The following is a 17,828-nucleotide window of genomic DNA, read 5'->3' as shown; positions in this document are numbered from 1 at the left end:
CAAAAACGCCATAAAAAAACCCGCCGAAGCGGGTTTTTTACTGTCAGGTAGTCAACGATTACTCGTTGTCAGAACCACCCAGACCTGCGTTCAGCAGTTCTGCCAGGCTGGCAGAGGCATCTTCTGCAGTCACCTGCGGTGCAGCCGGAAGTTCACCCGCAGCACGGCGACGCATACGATCCTGGTGGTACGCATAACCGGTACCCGCCGGGATCAGACGACCTACGATAACGTTCTCTTTCAGGCCACGCAGTTCGTCGCGTTTACCCGCAACGGCTGCTTCGGTCAGGACACGCGTGGTCTCCTGGAACGATGCGGCAGAGATGAACGACTCGGTTGCCAGAGACGCTTTGGTGATACCCAGCAGATCGCGGGAGAACGTGGCGCCCACTTTGCCGTTCGCTTCCAGTTCGCGGTTAGCGATCTTGACGCGGGAGTATTCAACCTGTTCGCCTTCCAGGAAGTCGGAGCTACCAGCGCTTTCGATGGTGGCTTTACGCAGCATCTGACGAACGATAACTTCGATGTGTTTATCGTTAATCTTAACGCCCTGCAGACGGTATACGTCCTGAACTTCGTTAACGATGTAACGAGTTACAGCATGAACACCACGCAGACGCAGAATGTCGTGCGGCGCTTCCGGACCGTCGGAAACCACGTCACCACGTTCTACACGTTCACCTTCGAACACGTTGAGCTGACGCCATTTCGGAATCATCTCTTCGTACGGATCGCTACCGTCTACCGGGGTGATAACCAGACGACGTTTCCCTTTGGTTTCTTTACCGAAGGAAATAATACCGCTGATTTCAGCCAGGATTGCCGGCTCTTTCGGACGACGTGCTTCGAACAGGTCCGCAACGCGCGGCAGACCACCGGTGATATCCTTGGTACCGCCGGATTCCTGTGGAACACGCGCCAGGGTGTCACCAGAACTGATCTGTACGCCATCTTCCAGCTGAACAATCGCTTTACCCGGCAGGAAGTACTGCGCAGGCATATCGGTACCCGGGATCAGTACGTCGTTACCCTGAGCATCAACGATTTTCAGTGCAGGACGCAGATCTTTACCACCGGTAGTACGTTCTGCGGAATCCAGAACCACCAGAGAAGACAGACCGGTTAACTCGTCGGTCTGACGCGTAATGGTCTGGCCGTCGATCATGTCAGTGAAGCGGACAAAACCACTCACTTCCGTGATAACCGGCATGGTGTGCGGATCCCAGTTTGCTACGGTTTCACCGCCGGCAACCTGCTCACCATCACCTTTCGCCATCACAGAGCCGTAAGGCACTTTATAGCTTTCTTTGGTACGACCGAATTCGTCGATCAGTTTCAGCTCAGTGTTACGGGAGGTGATCACCAGTTTACCGCTGGAGTTCACAACCGACTTCGCATTGCTCAGGCGGATGCTACCTTTGTTTTTCACCTGGATGCTGGATTCAGCAGCCGCACGAGATGCCGCACCACCGATGTGGAACGTACGCATCGTCAGCTGTGTACCCGGCTCACCGATGGACTGTGCCGCGATAACGCCGATAGCTTCACCTTTGTTGATGATGTGGCCACGCGCTAGGTCACGACCATAGCAGTGCGCACATACACCAAAGTCGGTGTCACAGGATACAACAGAGCGAACTTTCACAGAGTCAACGGAGTTCGCTTCCAGCAGATCACACCACTGTTCGTGCAGCAGCGTGTTGCGCGGAACCAGAATATCCGCCGTACCAGGCTTCAGAATGTCTTCTGCGGTTACACGACCCAGAACGCGATCGCGCAATGGCTCTTTAACATCACCACCCTCGATAACCGGGGTCATGGTGATACCTTCCAGCGTGCCGCAGTCGTCTTCGGTAACAACCAGATCCTGTGCAACGTCAACCAGACGACGCGTCAGGTAACCGGAGTTCGCTGTTTTCAGTGCGGTATCCGCCAGACCTTTACGCGCACCGTGCGTGGAGATGAAGTACTGGAGTACGTTCAGACCTTCACGGAAGTTCGCGGTGATCGGCGTTTCGATGATGGAGCCATCCGGCTTCGCCATCAGACCACGCATACCCGCCAGCTGACGAATCTGTGCAGCAGAACCACGCGCACCGGAATCGGCCATCATGTAGATGCTGTTGAAGGAAACCTGCTGCTCTTCCTGACCGTCACGGTTAATCACGGTTTCGGTTTGCAGGTTATCCATCATCGCTTTGGATACACGATCGTTCGCCGCAGCCCAGATATCGATAACTTTGTTATAGCGTTCGCCGGCGGTGACCAGACCAGACTGGAACTGTTCCTGGATCTCAGCCACTTCCGCTTCCGCTTCAGAGATGATCTCGTGTTTTTTCTCCGGGATGACCATGTCATCGATACCAACGGATGCACCTGAACGCGCTGCATAAGCAAAGCCGGTGTACATCGTCTGGTCCGCAAAAATAACGGTCGGTTTCAGGCCCAGAATACGGTAGCAAGTGTTCAGCATCTTGGAGATGGCTTTCTTACCCAGCGCCTGGTTGACGATGGAGAAAGGCAGACCTTTCGGTACGATCATCCACAGGATTGCACGACCTACCGTCGTATCAATCAGGCTGGTTTTCGCAACGAACTCGCCGTTAGCATCTTTTTCGTATTCGGTGATACGCACTTTAACGCGCGCATGCAGAGAGGCCAGGCCAGCGCGATAAATACGCTCAGCTTCTTTCGGGCCAGTCAGCACCATGCCTTCGCCTTTGGCGTTAACACAGTCACGGGTCATGTAATACAGACCCAGTACAACGTCCTGAGACGGAACGATGATAGGTTCGCCGTTCGCCGGGGACAGGATGTTGTTGGTAGACATCATCAGCGCACGCGCTTCGAGCTGGGCTTCCAGCGTCAGCGGTACGTGAACAGCCATCTGGTCACCATCGAAGTCGGCGTTGTATGCCGCACAAACCAGCGGGTGCAGCTGGATAGCTTTACCTTCGATAAGAACAGGTTCAAACGCCTGGATACCCAGACGGTGCAGTGTTGGTGCACGGTTCAGCAGTACCGGGTGTTCGCGGATAACTTCGTCCAGGATATCCCAAACGACAGCTTCTTCACGCTCAACCATTTTCTTCGCGGCTTTGATGGTGGTGGCGAGGCCACGCAATTCCAGCTTGCCGTAGATGAACGGTTTGAACAGCTCCAGTGCCATTTTCTTCGGCAGACCGCACTGATGCAGACGCAGGTATGGACCTACGGTGATAACAGAACGACCGGAGTAGTCAACACGCTTACCGAGCAGGTTCTGACGGAAACGACCCTGCTTACCTTTGATCATGTCGGCCAAAGATTTCAGAGGACGTTTGTTAGAACCAGTGATCGCACGACCGCGACGACCGTTATCCAGCAGGGCGTCAACCGCTTCCTGCAGCATACGTTTTTCGTTGCGTACGATGATATCCGGCGCAGCCAGATCCAGCAGACGTTTCAGACGGTTGTTACGGTTGATCACACGACGATACAGATCGTTCAGATCCGACGTTGCGAAACGACCACCATCCAGCGGAACCAGCGGACGCAGATCTGGCGGCAGAACCGGCAGAACGGTCAGGATCATCCACTCCGGCTTATTGCCAGACTGAACGAACGCTTCCAGCAGCTTGATACGCTTGGTCAGCTTCTTACGTTTGGTTTCGGAGTTGGTTTCGTTCAGCTCTTCACGCAGAGTTTCACACTCTTGCTCCAGATCCATGCTCTTCAGCAAGGCCTGGATCGCTTCCGCACCCATCTTCGCGTCAAATTCGTCACCGAACTCTTCCAGCGCATCCAGATACTGTTCTTCAGTCAGGATCTGCTGGCGTTCCAGATTGGTCATACCGCCTTCGATAACCACATAGGATTCGAAGTACAGTACGCGTTCGATATCGCGCAGCGGCATATCGAGCAGCAGGCCGATACGGGACGGCAGAGATTTCAGGAACCAGATGTGAGCAGTCGGGGACGCCAGCTCGATGTGGCCCATACGCTCACGGCGTACTTTGGTCTGGGTCACTTCAACGCCGCACTTCTCACAGATCACACCGCGGTGTTTCAGGCGCTTGTACTTACCGCACAGGCACTCGTAGTCTTTTACCGGCCCAAAGATACGGGCGCAGAAAAGGCCGTCACGCTCAGGTTTGAACGTACGGTAGTTAATGGTTTCCGGCTTCTTAACTTCACCGAAAGACCATGAACGGATCATGTCTGGCGAAGCCAGAGCAATTTTGATCGCATCAAACTCTTCGGTTTTAGTTTGCGCTTTCAGAAACTTTAATAAGTCTTTCACGGATTTGCTCCCGTCGGAGTTAGCACATTCCGCTGCCGGGTGTTATCCCGGCAGCAGTGACCTGTTTGAGCGAGAATTACTCGTCTTCCAGTTCGATGTTGATACCCAGCGAACGAATCTCTTTCAACAGTACGTTGAAGGATTCCGGCATGCCCGGTTCCATCTGATGGTTGCCATCTACGATGTTCTTATACATCTTAGTACGGCCGTTCACGTCATCAGACTTAACGGTGAGCATTTCCTGCAGGGTGTATGCCGCGCCGTATGCTTCCAGCGCCCACACTTCCATCTCCCCGAAGCGCTGACCACCGAACTGCGCCTTACCACCCAGCGGCTGCTGAGTAACCAGGCTGTAGGAACCGGTGGAACGAGCGTGCATCTTATCGTCGACCAGGTGGTTCAGTTTCAGCATGTACATGTAACCTACGGTTACCGGACGCTCGAACTGCTCACCCGTACGGCCGTCGAACAGCGTGATCTGACCGGAAGTCGGCAGGTCACCCAGTTTCAGCAGCTCTTTAATTTCCGCTTCTTTCGCACCGTCGAACACCGGCGTTGCGATTGGCATACCTTTGCGCAGGTTTTCAGCCAGACGCAGAACTTCTTCATCGCTGAAGGTATTCAGGTCAACTTTCTGACGAACGTCAGCACCCAGATCGTACGCACGCTGGATGAACTCGCGCAGTTTCGCGACTTCCTGCTGCTGTTTCAGCATGGCGTTGATCTTATCGCCGATACCTTTCGCAGCCATACCCAGGTGGGTTTCCAGAATCTGACCGATGTTCATACGAGACGGTACGCCCAGCGGGTTCAGTACGATATCTACCGGCGTACCGTTAGCATCGTGCGGCATATCTTCGATCGGGTTGATCTTAGAAATGACACCCTTGTTACCGTGACGACCTGCCATCTTGTCACCAGGCTGGATACGGCGTTTAACGGCCAGATAGACCTTAACAATCTTCAGCACGCCCGGTGCCAGATCGTCGCCTTGGGTGATTTTGCGGCGTTTCGCTTCGAGTTTTTTCTCGAACTCGTGTTTCAGTTCGTCGTACTGCTCAGCCAGCTGTTCCAGCTGATTTTGTTTCTCTTCATCGGTCAGGCCGAGTTCCAGCCAGCGATCGCGAGGCAGTTTGTCGAGCTTCTCAGCTTCAACACCACCGGCAACCAGCACAGCATAGATACGGCTGAACAGACCCGCTTCGAGGATCTGCAGTTCTTCAGACAGGTCTTTCTTCGCCTGCTTCAGCTGCATCTCTTCGATTTCCAGCGCACGTTTGTCTTTTTCTACGCCATCGCGAGTAAAGACCTGAACGTCGATAACCGTACCGGAAACACCGTTTGGTACGCGCAGAGAAGAGTCTTTAACGTCAGACGCTTTCTCACCGAAGATCGCACGCAGCAGTTTTTCTTCTGGCGTCAGCTGAGTTTCACCTTTCGGCGTTACCTTACCCACCAGAATGTCGCCGCCGGTCACTTCCGCACCGATGTAAACGATACCGGATTCATCCAGTTTAGAGAGCGCAGCTTCACCCACGTTCGGGATGTCAGCGGTGATCTCTTCCGGCCCCAGCTTGGTGTCACGGGACACGCACGCCAGTTCCTGAATGTGGATGGTGGTGAAACGGTCTTCCTGGACAACACGCTCGGAAACGAGGATGGAGTCTTCGAAGTTGTAACCGTTCCACGGCATGAACGCGACGCGCATGTTCTGACCGAGCGCCAGTTCACCGAGGTCAGTGGACGGACCGTCTGCCAGTACATCACCACGTTCAACCGGCTCGCCCAGAGAGACACACGGCATCTGGTTGATACAGGTGTTCTGGTTAGAACGGGTGTATTTGGTCAGGTTGTAGATGTCGATACCCGCTTCGCCCGGGTACATCTCGTCTTCGTTAACTTTGATAACGATACGGGAAGCATCCACGTACTGAACGGTACCGCCACGTTTAGCCACCGCAGTAACACCGGAGTCAACGGCAACAGCACGTTCCATACCGGTACCTACCAGCGGCTTATCAGCGCGCAGAGTCGGAACCGCCTGACGTTGCATGTTCGCACCCATCAATGCACGGTTGGCGTCATCGTGTTCCAGGAACGGGATCAGGGACGCACCGACGGAAACCACCTGCTGAGTGGAAACGTCCATGTAGTCAACCTGGTCACGGCTGAACAGGCTGGATTCACCTTTGCTACGGCAGGTCACCAGATCTTCTACGAAGTGGCCATCGTCATCCAGGTTGGAGTTCGCCTGAGCGATAACGAAGTTACCTTCTTCAATAGCAGACAGGTAATGAATCTCATCTGTCACAACGCCATCAACCACGCGACGATACGGCGTCTCGAGGAAGCCATATTCGTTAGTCTGTGCGTACACGGACAGGGAGTTGATCAGACCGATGTTCGGACCTTCAGGCGTTTCGATTGGACATACGCGACCATAGTGCGTCGGGTGTACGTCTCGAACTTCAAAGCCAGCGCGCTCACGCGTCAGACCGCCTGGGCCGAGTGCAGAGATACGACGTTTGTGCGTAATCTCAGACAGCGGGTTGTTCTGGTCCATAAACTGAGACAGCTGGCTGGAACCGAAGAACTCTTTCACTGCTGCAGAAATCGGTTTGGCGTTGATCATGTCCTGAGGCATCAGGGTATCCAGATCGCCCAGAGACAGACGCTCTTTCACCGCACGCTCAACACGTACCAGGCCAACGCGGAACTGGTTTTCCGCCATTTCGCCTACGGAACGGATACGACGGTTGCCGAGGTGGTCGATATCATCGACTTCGCCTTTACCGTTACGGATATCGATGAGCTTCTTCATCACTTCGATGATGTCGTCTTTGCTCAGGATACCGGAACCTTCGATTTCGTCGCGCAGCAGAGAACGGTTGAACTTCATACGACCGACCGCAGACAGGTCATAACGGTCTTCAGAGAAGAACAGGTTCTCAAACAGGCTTTCAGCCGCTTCACGTGTCGGCGGCTCACCCGGGCGCATCATGCGGTAGATTTCTACCAGCGCGCTCAGACGATCGTTAGTTGGGTCGACGCGTACGGTTTCAGAAATGTACGGGCCGTGATCCAGATCGTTGGTGAACAGGGTTTCGATACGTTTGTGGCCAGACTGGCTCAGCTTAGCCAGCAGATCCAGGCTCAGCTCCATGTTCGCCGGGCAGATCAGCTCGCCAGTGGATTCGTCAACGTAATCTTTCGCAGCCACTTTGCCCGCAATGTACTCAACCGGAACTTCGATATGTTTGATATCGTCTTTTTCCAGTTGGCGGATGTGACGCGCAGTGATGCGGCGGCCTTTTTCAACGTAGATTTTACCGTTCGCTTCGATATCGAAGGAGGCGGTTTCACCACGCAGACGTTCAGGCACCAGCTCCATCTGCAGCTTGTTGTCGCGAATCTCGAAAATCACTTTTTCGAAGAACAGATCCAGGATCTGCTCCGTGGTGTAGTTCAGCGCACGCAGAATAATGGTCGCAGGCAGTTTACGGCGACGGTCGATACGTACGAACAGGTTGTCCTTCGGATCGAATTCGAAGTCCAGCCAGGAACCACGGTAAGGAATGATGCGCGCGTTATACAGCACTTTACCCGAAGAGTGGGTTTTACCTTTGTCGGAGTCAAAGAAGACGCCCGGACTACGGTGCAGCTGAGAAACGATAACACGCTCAGTACCGTTGATAACAAAGGTACCGTTGTCGGTCATGAGCGGAATTTCGCCCATGTAGACTTCTTGTTCTTTAATGTCTTTAACGGTGCCTTCCGGCGCTTCGCGCTCGTAGATCACCAGACGCAGTTTTACGCGCAGCGGTGCGGAATAGGTCACGCCACGGATCTGACATTCCTGAACGTCAAACACCGGTTCGCCAAGACGGTAGCTGACGTATTGCAGCTCGGAATTACCGCTATAGCTCTGAATCGGGAATACGGAACGGAAGGCGGCTTCCAGACCATACTGCCCCTCAGGATCTTGCTCGATAAACTTCTGAAACGAGTCAAGCTGGATAGAAAGGAGATAAGGCACATCCAGAACTTGTGGACGTTTACCAAAATCCTTACGAATACGTTTTTTCTCGGTATAGGAGTAAACCATAGGGTTCCTCAGCTCGCTGACAAGTCGACCCATCTGTCCATTGAGCGGACAGTTTGTGCAACACTATTTTGTTGACCGGAAAATCGAATACTTTCCGCAATGCCTGTTGCTATCACGCTTAAACCATTTCATTGCGATTTACACAGAACGGACGCTCTGTCGCAGTATATTAAGTCGTCGATAGAAACAAGCATTGAAAGGCACAGCAGTAGTCAAACAGTGTGAAACGCTACTGGCGCCTTACAGCGCAAAAAGGCTGGTGACCAAAAAGTCACCAGCCATCAGCCTAATTTCTCAGGCTGCAACCGGAAGGGTTGGCTTATTTAACTTCAACTTCAGCGCCAGCTTCTTCCAGAGATTTTTTCAGTGCTTCTGCGTCATCTTTGCTCACGCCTTCTTTCAGAGCGGCCGGAGCAGATTCTACCAGGTCTTTAGCTTCTTTCAGACCCAGGCCAGTTGCGCCACGTACTGCTTTGATTACAGCAACTTTGTTAGCGCCAGCAGCTTTCAGAATTACGTCGAATTCAGTTTTTTCTTCAGCAGCTTCAACCGGGCCAGCAGCTACAGCAACAGCAGCAGCAGCGGAAACACCGAATTTTTCTTCCATTGCAGAGATCAGTTCTACAACGTCCATTACGGACATAGCGGATACTGCTTCAATGATTTGATCTTTAGTGATAGACATTTAAATTGTTCCTGAATATCAGAATAAGTTTATACGTAAGCAGATGCTTTAAAAAGATAACTGCGATTAAGCAGCTTCTTTCGCATCGCGTACAGCAGCCAGAGTACGAACCAGTTTGCCAGCCGAAGCTTCTTTCATGGTTGCCATCAGGCGTGCAATTGCTTCTTCGTAGGTCGGCAGAGTTGCCAGGCGGTCGATCTGAGACGCCGGGATCAGCTCACCTTCAAAGGCAGCGGCTTTGACCTCAAATTTTGCATTCGCTTTCGCGAACTCTTTGAACAGACGAGCAGCAGCGCCCGGGTGTTCCATAGAGTATGCAATCAGGGTCGGACCAACAAACGTGTCTTTCAGGCACTCGAACGGAGAACCTTCAACAGCACGACGCAGCAGGGTGTTACGAACAACACGCATGTAAACGCCAGCTTCACGACCTGCTTTACGCAGTTCAGTCATTTTATCTACAGTCACGCCACGGGAATCCGCAACTACTGCAGACAGCGCGCCTTTGGCTACTTCGCTGACTTCAGCAACAATCGCTTGTTTGTCTTGAAGATTTAAAGCCATTAGCTTTGCTCCTGGATGTTTGCCGGAACTCATGTTCCGGAACTCACTTCACTCTTTCCAACGAAAAGAGCGTCTTAATACGGTGAGCAGAAACAAGCCAGAGTATCCAAAAATAATCTTAGCGTTCTGTCACCGTCTACGCAGGGGATTAAGTTTCTTACGAAACACCTGCGGTCTTCGACGGAGGCCTGGATTAGGCCAGGCTCCAACGAACAAATCTGTTCTATGCTTCGTCTTTCGAACCGCAATTCAAATGACTTGCAGAGTGTCTGTCTCTTTCAACAGAAACGTGGGGGTAGAATTGTAGACAAATCCACCGCCCACGTAAAGCTAATCTTAGTTCGCAGAAGCGCTCAGACCAGCCTGATCAACGGCAACACCAGCACCCATGGTGGTGGAGATGCTGATTTTCTTGATGTACACGCCTTTCGCCTGAGTCGGTTTTGCTTTCTTCAGCGCAACCAGCAGAGCTTCCAGGTTTTCTTTCAGTTTGTCAGCGTCAAAATCCACTTTACCGATGGTAGTGTGGATGATGCCGTTTTTGTCGTTACGGTAACGAACCTGACCCGCTTTAGCGTTCTTAACTGCTTCAGCAACGTTCGGCGTTACGGTACCCACTTTCGGGTTTGGCATCAGGCCACGCGGACCCAGAACCTGGCCCAGTTGGCCAACAACGCGCATTGCATCCGGAGAAGCAATAACCACGTCAAAGTTCATTTCGCCTTTCTTGATCTGCTCAGCCAGATCTTCCATACCTACCAGTTCAGCGCCAGCAGCTTTAGCAGCTTCAGCGTTTGCACCCTGGGTAAATACAGCTACGCGAACGGAACGGCCAGTACCGTGCGGCAGTACCGTTGCACCACGTACGTTCTGGTCAGATTTACGCGCATCGATGCCGAGGTTAACGGCAACGTCTACGCTTTCAACGAACTTAGCGGTAGCCAGTTCTTTCAGCAGAGAGATAGCTTCGTTGATGTCGTACTGTTTGGTCGCATCAACTTTCTCACGGATCACACGCATGCGCTTGGTCAGTTTAGCCATTTCTTAGTCCTCCACTACCAGGCCCATGGAACGTGCAGTACCTTCAATGGAGCGAGTCATCGCTTCAATGTCGGCACCAGTCATGTCGGCAGCTTTGGTCTGCGCGATTTCCTGCAGCTGAGCGCGGGAAATTTTACCTACTTTGTCTTTGTTCGGCTTACCGGAACCAGACTTAATACCAGCCGCTTTCTTCAGCAGAACGGCTGCCGGAGGCGTTTTGGTAATGAAGGTGAAAGAACGGTCAGCGTAAACGGTGATAACAACCGGAATTGGCAGACCTTTTTCGATGGAATCAGTCTTAGCGTTGAACGCTTTGCAGAATTCCATGATGTTAACACCCTGTTGACCCAGAGCAGGACCAACCGGCGGACTCGGGTTTGCCATACCAGCTGCAACCTGCAGCTTGACGTAGGCTTGGACTTTCTTAGCCATTCTCAATTTCCTCTGTTGGGTGATAGCGCCTCAGAGAGGCTCCCCGTGATATAAAAATTCGTTCTACGGGCCAGGCCCATAAAAACAAAAGGCGCGAAATTGTATTCCAATCTCACGCCTTGTGCAACGATTAAATCGCCGCTTTTTTGATCGTTACTTAGGCTTTTTCAACCTGTGCAAAGTCCAGCTCTACCGGGGTCGCACGACCGAAGATAGAAACGGATACTTTCAGGCGGGACTTCTCATAGTCCACTTCTTCAACGACGCCATTAAAGTCAGCAAACGGACCATCGTTGACACGCACCATCTCACCCGGTTCAAACAACGTTTTCGGCCGCGGCTTATCACCCACCTGCTGCAGGCGATTCATAATCGCATCAACTTCTTTGTCGCTGATCGGCGCCGGACGGTCAGATGTACCGCCGATAAAGCCCATCACACGCGGTACGCTACGCACCAGGTGCCAGCTCGCGTCATTCATGACCATCTGGACCAGCACATAACCCGGGAAGAATTTACGCTCGCTCTTACGGCGCTGACCACCACGGATTTCGACCACTTCTTCGGTCGGCACCATGACTTCGCCAAACAACTCTTCCATATTGTGTAATTTGATATGCTCACGCAGCGATGTTGCTACGCGGCCTTCAAAACCGGAAAACGCCTGAACGACGTACCAGCGCTTTTTAGGAGCTTCAGACATCTCAGAACCTCAGGCCAGTGATAAAGGAAACCAGGCGAACCAGAATACCATCCAGTCCCCACAGGATCAGTGACATTACTGCGGTAACCGCAGCCACAATCAACGTGGTGTGCAATGTTTCCTGGCGAGTCGGCCAAATGACCTTACGTACTTCAGTACGCGCTTCGCGGGCAAAAGCAACGGTAGCTTTACCTTTTGTCGTCAACAGCGCGACACCACCCGCTGCAGCAATCAGAATTACTACGGCCAGCGCACGCAGCGGCAGCATCATGTCACGATAAAGATAGTTGCCAACAATTGCCACGAGCAGCAATGCCACAACCACGATCCACTTTATCGCTTCCAGGCCACGCCCGCTCCCTTGAGCTTCGGTATTCGCACTCATAAACCAACCTGTCAGAAGTATTCTACAAATAATTTCACCCCGCGAATGCGAGGCTAACCAGTCAACCTTGTGCCGAAATGCATTGGGGCATTCCGGGCTCAACGCCCTCTTCAGAGCCTGTCTCAGCAATGATTATGACAAATAAAATCACTGATGAGCCAGGTTCTGGTTCGAAAGCGTGCAAAAAGGGCATCAAATGATGCCCTTTTAATGCGCATTGCGTCAAATGTTATCAGCGATTAGCTGAGAACTTTAGCAACAACGCCTGCGCCTACCGTACGGCCGCCTTCACGGATTGCGAAACGCAGACCGTCGTCCATCGCGATCGGGTGGATCAGGGTAACAACCATTTTGATGTTGTCGCCCGGCATTACCATCTCAACGCCTTCCGGCAGTTCGATGGTGCCAGTCACGTCAGTTGTACGGAAGTAGAACTGCGGACGGTAGCCTTTGAAGAACGGAGTATGACGGCCGCCTTCGTCTTTGGACAGGATGTACACTTCGGATTCGAACATCGTGTGCGGCTTGATGGTGCCCGGCTTAGCCAGTACCTGACCACGTTCGATTTCTTCACGTTTGATACCACGCAGCAGAACACCAACGTTCTCACCCGCACGGCCTTCGTCCAGCAGTTTGCGGAACATTTCAACGCCAGTACAGGTAGACTTCGCAGTCTCTTTGATACCAACGATTTCAACTTCTTCGCCCACTTTGATGATACCGCGTTCTACACGACCGGTAACAACGGTACCACGACCGGAGATGGAGAATACGTCTTCGATCGGCAGCAGGAACGGCTTGTCAATCGCACGCTCTGGTTCCGGGATGTAAGAATCCAGGAAGCCAGCCAGTTCGATGATTTTCGCTTCCCACTCTGCGTCGCCTTCCAGCGCTTTCAGAGCAGAACCACGAACGATCGGGGTGTCGTCGCCCGGGAAATCGTACTGAGACAGAAGTTCACGAACTTCCATTTCTACCAGTTCCAGCAGCTCTTCGTCATCAACCATGTCGCATTTGTTCAGGAACACGATGATGTACGGAACGCCTACCTGACGACCCAGCAGGATGTGCTCACGAGTCTGCGGCATCGGGCCGTCAGTCGCAGCAACAACCAGGATCGCGCCGTCCATCTGCGCAGCACCGGTGATCATGTTTTTAACATAGTCGGCGTGGCCCGGGCAGTCTACGTGTGCGTAGTGGCGAGTCGGGGTGTCATATTCAACGTGAGAAGTGTTGATGGTGATACCACGAGCTTTTTCTTCCGGCGCGTTATCGATCTGATCGAATGCGCGAGCAGCACCGCCGTAGGTTTTAGCCAGTACGGTAGTGATGGCAGCGGTCAGCGTTGTTTTACCATGGTCAACGTGGCCGATAGTACCGACGTTAACGTGCGGTTTTGTACGTTCAAACTTTTCTTTAGACATCGATTGTCCCTCTAAGACACGGATAAATCGGTGATATCACCACATCAACCAGGCGATATGCCTGAACTGTTGAATCATTGAGTCGTTACAGAGAAAACACGGGGAGGAGAAGTGAAGTGGTGCTGATACCCAGAGTCGAACTGGGGACCTCACCCTTACCAAGGGTGCGCTCTACCAACTGAGCCATATCAGCACGTCTGGAGCGGGCAGCGGGAATCGAACCCGCATCATCAGCTTGGAAGGCTGAGGTAATAGCCATTATACGATGCCCGCATCCTGAAACTCGGCTACCCAGTTCTTTCTGTAACAAAAAAAGAGACAAGTCTCTTTTCTCATTTGAGCCGATTATTTTCGTAACCAGCTCAGACAGCAATTGCTGCCAGAAAGTGGTGGTGGGGGAAGGATTCGAACCTTCGAAGTCTGTGACGGCAGATTTACAGTCTGCTCCCTTTGGCCGCTCGGGAACCCCACCGGACTTGATGGTGCCGACTACCGGAATCGAACTGGTGACCTACTGATTACAAGTCAGTTGCTCTACCTACTGAGCTAAGTCGGCATCAAGTAGCGCGCATTCTATGGAGACCTGCGTGCTCATGCAACTAAAAAATTGCATAAAATGTTCTATCGCTCACATTTTGCACTATACGACCAAAAAATGGCGTATTTTCAGTCAGCTTAGCATAAAATTTCGACATTATCTGGCAGTCCATTTCCTCCCACCTGCATCGGGTGGTACTTCAACGCACCAAATCATCGCCTGTACATCTGGAATATCCGTCACATTGCGTTTCAGGGAATGACGTTCAGAAGAGATTTTTTCTTATTATTCCCCCCCATCTGGTGTTACCCTCCTGCCCATTGTCCAAATTAACTGAAATGCGACGTGCCATTGCATGCCGGGGATGACGCGCTTTTTATCACTGCCCTGATGGTGTAATGACAGCCAGAAACATGCTTATGAGTATAAAAGAGCAAACGTTAATGACGCCTTACCTACAGTTTGACCGCAACCAGTGGGCTGCGCTTCGTGATTCCGTGCCGATGACCCTCACTGAAGAAGAGATCGCACGGTTAAAAGGGATTAATGAAGATTTATCGCTGGAAGAAGTTGCAGAGATCTATTTGCCCTTGTCGCGTTTGCTTAACTTCTATATCAGCTCGAACCTGCGTCGTCAGGCTGTTCTCGAACAGTTTCTGGGCACGAACGGTGAGCGTATCCCTTATATCATCAGTATTGCTGGCAGCGTAGCGGTGGGGAAAAGTACCACTGCGCGTGTATTACAGGCGTTACTGAGCCGTTGGCCAGAACATCGTCGCGTTGAACTGATCACCACGGATGGTTTTCTTCATCCAAACCAGGTATTAAAAGACCGTGGGTTAATGAAGAAGAAAGGTTTTCCGGAATCGTATGACATGCATCGTCTGGTCAAGTTTGTCTCCGATCTCAAATCCGGCGTGCCAAACGTAACCGCTCCGGTTTATTCGCATCTGATTTATGATGTGATCCCTGATGGGGATAAAACCGTCGCCCAACCCGATATATTAATTCTCGAAGGACTCAATGTTCTGCAGAGCGGGATGGACTATCCACACGACCCTCATCATGTATTTGTTTCGGACTTCGTCGACTTCTCTATTTATGTTGATGCACCGGAAGAGTTACTGCAGACATGGTATATCAATCGTTTTCTTAAATTCCGCGAGGGGGCGTTTACCGACCCTGACTCTTATTTCCATAACTACGCGAAACTGACGAAAGAGGAGGCGATCAATACGGCTACCTCATTATGGAAAGAAATTAACTGGCTGAATTTAAAACAAAATATTCTACCCACGCGTGAGCGCGCGAGTCTGATTATGACCAAGAGCGCCAATCATGCCGTCGAGCAGGTTCGCCTGCGAAAATAATTAAAAAGGGAGCGAAAGCTCCCTTTTTAATTATTCAGCGCTTCTCAGGGAGATTTCTCCCCCAACCCACGGTTTTATAATGCCATCCTGTTCCAGAAGTAATGCGCCCTGCGCATCGATACCTCGTGAAATACCGTATATTTCTTTGTCACCGATAATCAGTTTAACCTGGCGATTGATAAAGTTATCCAGCTTTTCCCAACGGGAAAGATAAGGAGCCAGTCCTTCTTGCTCAAATAACTCCAGCGCGGTACGTAATTCACGAATGAGCCTTGCCGCCAGCGTATTGCGATCGAGCGTAATCCCAGCTTCCTGCAACGTAATCCATCCCTGATTCACCACGCCTTCTTCCACACGGCGCATTGCCATGTTAATGCCGGCGCCGATGACGATCTGCGCAGCATCGCCCGTCTTACCCGTTAACTCAACCAGGATCCCAGCCAGTTTGCGATCCAACAGGTAGAGATCGTTAGGCCACTTCACCCGTACCTTGTCCGCCCCCAAATCGCGTAGAACTTCAGCCATTACGATACCGATCACCAGGCTTAAGCCGATCGCGGCGGCCGGCCCCTGCTCCAGACGCCAGAACATTGAAAGATAAAGGTTTGCGCCAAAGGGGGAAAACCACTTACGTCCACGACGTCCACGACCTGCCTGTTGGTATTCCGCCACGCAGGCATCGCCAGACTGCAATAGATCGATGCGGTCCAGCAGGTACTGATTGGTGGAATCAATAACCGGCAGCACAGCCACTGTGCCGCGATCCAACTGACTGTAGATGCGGTCAGAATCCAGCAACTGAATCGGCTCCGGTAAACTGTATCCTTTGCCTGGCACGGTAAAAACATCAACTCCCCAGTCACGTAGAGTCTGGATATGTTTATTGATGGCCGCCCGGCTCATCCCCAACTGTTCACCCAGTTGCTCACCGGAATGAAACTCGCCATCGGCCAGTAAGGAGATAAGCATCAGAGGAACGGTATTATCCTTCATGCAATGATCTCCACAGCATTGACTTCGCCACTCTGCCCGATGAAGCGTACTTCAGGCTCCAGCCAGACGTTAAATTTCTCACCGACTTTCGCACGTACCAGGTGCGCGAGATTGACCACATCTTCGCTTGTCGCGTTAGCCGCGTTAATAAGTACAAGCGCCTGTTGACGATGTACGGCTGCCCCTCCGATACCCACGCCTTTCAACTCACATTGGTCAATGAGCCAGCCAGCCGCCAGTTTTACTGAACCATCAGGTTGAGGGTAATGAGGGGCATTCGGAAACTGAGACAGCAGTGCCTCAGCCACGTCCTTTGCCACAACGGGGTTTTTAAAAAAGCTGCCCGCATTACCGTTCACTTTTGGATCGGGCAGTTTTGTCATACGCATATGGCAAACCGAATCAAACACCTGCAGGGGCGTTACCGTGGCCGGATCCAGACGCGTCAGGTCGCCATAGGTCAACACTGGTTGCCATTGCTTAGTCAGACGTAACCCCACCGCAACGATCGCGTAGCGATCCTGGTATTCATGTTTAAAGATACTGTCACGATAGCCAAAGCGACATTCCGCCGCACTCACGCGCCGCGATTTTCCTGTTGCCAGCTCAACACAGTCAACATAATCACACACTCGCTGGAGCTCCACGCCGTAAGCACCAATATTCTGGATCGGTGAAGAGCCTACGCAGCCGGGGATCAGCGCCAGGTTTTCCAGCCCCGGCATACCAAGCTGTAGTGTATGCTGAACCAGATGATGCCAGTTTTCACCCGCACCGACATGCAACAACCACGCGTCTGGTTGCTCTGTTACTTCAATGCCTTTGATACGATTGACGATCACTGTCCCGCGGAAGGCGTCAAGGAACAGGACGTTACTCCCTTCACCCAGTATCAGTACCGGCTGATGCAACGCATTGGCCGATTGCCAGGCGCTAAGTAGTTGTTGTTCATTTTCGGCGCAAACAATCTCATTGGCATTTTGATCGATGCCAAAAGTATTCCAGGATTTAAGGGAGTGATTCATAGAGGCTTTCCTGATGCAAAATCGCGGTTAGTTTACCGCATATGCCGCAGTATGGCTTGTATTATGGCGGGATGACGTTATTCGATAAAATGATCCGACCGATGACGGATGCAAAAAAGCCCATCCGTCAGGATGGGCTCTTCACTTAATTGATGCCTGGCAGTTCCCTACTCTCGCATGGGGAGACCCCACACTACCATCGGCGCTACGGCGTTTCACTTCTGAGTTCGGCATGGGGTCAGGTGGGACCACCGCGCTACAGCCGCCAGGCAAATTCTGTT

The 17,828-nt window shown here is 52.1% G+C and carries 12 protein-coding genes, 4 tRNA genes and 1 rRNA gene; 1 reads left to right on the top strand and 16 read right to left on the bottom strand.

Translation table 11 applies throughout. The annotated features are described in order from the left end of the window. Positions 1–58: 58 nt before the first annotated feature. The 13 genes from rpoC to JTI98_RS06380 form a co-directional block, all read right to left on the bottom strand. Positions 59–4,282 (bottom strand): DNA-directed RNA polymerase subunit beta', encoded by a 4,224-nt coding sequence (gene rpoC / locus JTI98_RS06440; RefSeq protein WP_042998971.1) that lies wholly within the window; start codon positions 4,280–4,282, stop codon positions 59–61. A 76-nt stretch (positions 4,283–4,358) separates the two neighbouring features. Beyond that, positions 4,359–8,387 (bottom strand): DNA-directed RNA polymerase subunit beta, encoded by a 4,029-nt coding sequence (gene rpoB, locus JTI98_RS06435; RefSeq protein ID WP_042998970.1) that lies wholly within the window; start codon positions 8,385–8,387, stop codon positions 4,359–4,361. Between the two features lie 319 nt (positions 8,388–8,706). Beyond that, positions 8,707–9,072, bottom strand: a complete 366-nt coding sequence (rplL, locus tag JTI98_RS06430) for a 50S ribosomal protein L7/L12 (protein WP_012133812.1) — start codon at positions 9,070–9,072, stop codon at positions 8,707–8,709. A 66-nt stretch (positions 9,073–9,138) separates the two neighbouring features. Beyond that, on the bottom strand, positions 9,139–9,636 hold the full coding sequence (rplJ, locus tag JTI98_RS06425) for a 50S ribosomal protein L10 (protein WP_042293041.1): 498 nt from the start codon (positions 9,634–9,636) through the stop codon (positions 9,139–9,141). Between the two features lie 336 nt (positions 9,637–9,972). Next, positions 9,973–10,677: a 50S ribosomal protein L1 gene (gene rplA, locus JTI98_RS06420; protein ID WP_042998969.1), complete on the bottom strand. Its 705-nt coding sequence runs from the start codon at positions 10,675–10,677 to the stop codon at positions 9,973–9,975. A gap of 3 nt (positions 10,678–10,680) precedes the next feature. Further along, positions 10,681–11,109, bottom strand: a complete 429-nt coding sequence (gene rplK / locus JTI98_RS06415; RefSeq protein WP_012133815.1) for a 50S ribosomal protein L11 — start codon at positions 11,107–11,109, stop codon at positions 10,681–10,683. Between the two features lie 157 nt (positions 11,110–11,266). Next, entirely contained in the window at positions 11,267–11,812 is a 546-nt protein-coding gene (nusG, locus tag JTI98_RS06410) for a transcription termination/antitermination protein NusG (RefSeq protein ID WP_003862341.1), read from the bottom strand. Between the two features lies 1 nt (position 11,813). Further along, a complete protein-coding gene (gene secE / locus JTI98_RS06405) occupies positions 11,814–12,197 on the bottom strand; it encodes a preprotein translocase subunit SecE (protein WP_012907759.1) in 384 nt (127 codons plus the stop codon). Positions 12,198–12,436: 239 nt separating this feature from the next. Then, positions 12,437–13,621 carry an elongation factor Tu gene (gene tuf, locus JTI98_RS06400; RefSeq protein ID WP_042998968.1) on the bottom strand — a complete coding sequence of 395 codons (1,185 nt, stop codon included), beginning with the start codon at positions 13,619–13,621 and terminating at the stop codon, positions 12,437–12,439. A gap of 117 nt (positions 13,622–13,738) precedes the next feature. After that, a tRNA-Thr gene (locus tag JTI98_RS06395) sits at positions 13,739–13,814 on the bottom strand. A gap of 5 nt (positions 13,815–13,819) precedes the next feature. Then, a tRNA-Gly gene (locus tag JTI98_RS06390) sits at positions 13,820–13,894 on the bottom strand. Between the two features lie 114 nt (positions 13,895–14,008). Beyond that, positions 14,009–14,093, bottom strand: a tRNA-Tyr gene (locus JTI98_RS06385). Positions 14,094–14,101: 8 nt separating this feature from the next. Then, positions 14,102–14,177 (bottom strand) — tRNA-Thr (locus tag JTI98_RS06380). A 401-nt stretch (positions 14,178–14,578) separates the two neighbouring features. Here JTI98_RS06380 and coaA point away from each other — a divergent pair. Continuing rightward, a complete protein-coding gene (gene coaA / locus JTI98_RS06375) occupies positions 14,579–15,529 on the top strand; it encodes a type I pantothenate kinase (RefSeq protein WP_061069505.1) in 951 nt (316 codons plus the stop codon). A 30-nt stretch (positions 15,530–15,559) separates the two neighbouring features. On the opposite strand, the gene birA is transcribed toward coaA, so the two are convergent. The 3 genes from birA to rrf form a co-directional block, all read right to left on the bottom strand. After that, positions 15,560–16,522, bottom strand: coding sequence for a bifunctional biotin--[acetyl-CoA-carboxylase] ligase/biotin operon repressor BirA (birA, locus tag JTI98_RS06370; RefSeq protein WP_042998966.1), 963 nt, complete (start codon positions 16,520–16,522; stop codon positions 15,560–15,562). Further along, positions 16,519–17,547, bottom strand: coding sequence for a UDP-N-acetylmuramate dehydrogenase (gene murB, locus JTI98_RS06365; RefSeq protein WP_216082051.1), 1,029 nt, complete (start codon positions 17,545–17,547; stop codon positions 16,519–16,521). The genes birA and murB overlap by 4 nt, the downstream gene beginning before the upstream one ends. 154 nt (positions 17,548–17,701) lie before the next feature. Beyond that, positions 17,702–17,817: ribosomal RNA gene (gene rrf, locus JTI98_RS06360) — 5S ribosomal RNA — on the bottom strand. Between the last annotated feature and the right edge of the window lie 11 nt (positions 17,818–17,828).

Source organism: Citrobacter sp. MGH 55 (assembly GCF_016906145.1).
GTDB lineage: Bacteria > Pseudomonadota > Gammaproteobacteria > Enterobacterales > Enterobacteriaceae > Citrobacter_A > Citrobacter_A amalonaticus.
Note: the sequence above shows the minus strand (reverse complement) of the source record. Positions and strands in the feature narration are given on the sequence as shown.